The organism is Neobacillus drentensis, from assembly GCF_036965645.1.
GTDB classification, from domain to species: Bacteria; Bacillota; Bacilli; order Bacillales; family Cytobacillaceae; genus Neobacillus; species Neobacillus drentensis_D.
The window spans coordinates 1-1,546 of sequence record NZ_JBALPZ010000291.1 but is presented as its reverse complement, the minus strand read 5'-3'; the positions used below and the strand labels follow the sequence as shown (position 1 = coordinate 1,546).

Genomic DNA, 1,546 nt, shown 5'->3' with positions numbered 1-1,546 from the left:
GAACTATACTTTTCACGTACGAGCAGGATGGCTATGGCTGAGATGATGCATGGTATGGCAAATGCTAAGAAATTTACTTGAAGGGGAAGCTGTGAATTTAACAGGATTCCTCCTAAGGTTGGTCCAAGGATTCCGCCAATCCGGCCAATTCCAAGCTCCCAGCCTACTCCTGTTGATCTTATTTCATTAGGATAGTATTGGGACACATAGGCATTCATAATAATTTGTGTGCCTGTTGTAGCTCCTCCCGCAATGAAGAGCAGCACGTATAACAAGAACATGTTTGGCTTGAAGCTTAAAAGGGTTAATGCCAAAAATCCTGTAATAAAAAAGGATAGTAAGACAAGCCTTGAGCCAAAGCGGTCGGCAAGTTTTCCTCCAAAGATTGCCCCAACAATAGCCCCAACATTTAATGTAATTAAGAAAGTCAAGCTTGACCCAATGGGGAAGCCAGATGCTTGCATGAGTTTCGGAAGCCAAGTACTGAGGCCGTACATAACAAGTAAACACATGAATGCCGCAACCCAAAACATGATGGTACTAAACGCACGCTTTTCACTAAATAATTTTCGAACAGTAAACGTAGAATCCTTACTAGCTATTTCTGAAATAAACTCATCTGTAGAGCTATACTGGCTGTCGCCATCAATTCGATTAAGCAGCTGGGCTAATTTATCCTTTTTATTTTTCAAAATATAATATCCAAACGATTCCGGAAGTGTTTTATAAAGAACTGGGATGAATAAAACCGGAATGGCAGCAACCCATACGACTGCACGCCAGCTATATAGAGGTAAAAGATAGAGTGCTCCTAAAGAAGCTGCAACACCGCCGGCGGCATGTCCGCTGAACATTATAGAAACAAGCGTGCTCCGAAATTTCTTTGGGGCATATTCTGTCACTAGTGCAATCAGGTTTGGCATGACCCCGCCAAGTCCTAGTCCAGCAAGAAATCTTTGAAAACCAAAAGCCGCAGGTCCATTCGAAAATCCTGAAGTGAAGGTGAAAATGGTGAAGATAGCACAGCAAACCAGGATTACGTTCTTCCTGCCCATCCTGTCAGCTAGGGGACCAAAAATCAAGGCCCCGAGCATCATGCCAAACAGGGCATAACTACTCAATTTGCCCGCTTCAACAGGATTAATTCCCCAATCCTGCATTAACGATGGCAAAATAGCTCCTAACATAAACATGTCGTAACCATCACAGATAATGATAAACAAACAGCTTATGATCAAAATTAAATGAAAGCGGTTAAATTTTTGGTTATCAATTAAGGTATTGACATTTACTTTCCTCATTTGAAACTCCTCCCCTTTGTTTGTTCCCCGTTATAATCAACTGCTCAGTTAGTGAAAAAACCATCTAATTTATTTAATCCCCATAGCAATAGTAATAATTATCGATACATTTCCTCCAATCTGTGAGTATGGCAGAGTAATGAATACGTTTGCAAATTATAGCGAAGATTTCCACTAATAGTTAACTTGTTTATCTAAAAGTGATTATAATCTTAACGGAAATATTTTTCAAGAATTATTAATAT

1 protein-coding gene is annotated in these 1,546 nt (G+C 39.9%); it reads right to left on the bottom strand.

Features of this window, described 5'->3' with window-relative positions:
* On the bottom strand, window positions 1–1,301 hold a 1,301-nt coding region (locus V7266_RS30500; protein ID WP_335473020.1), incomplete at its 3' end, for an MFS transporter.
* Between the last annotated feature and the right edge of the window lie 245 nt (window positions 1,302–1,546).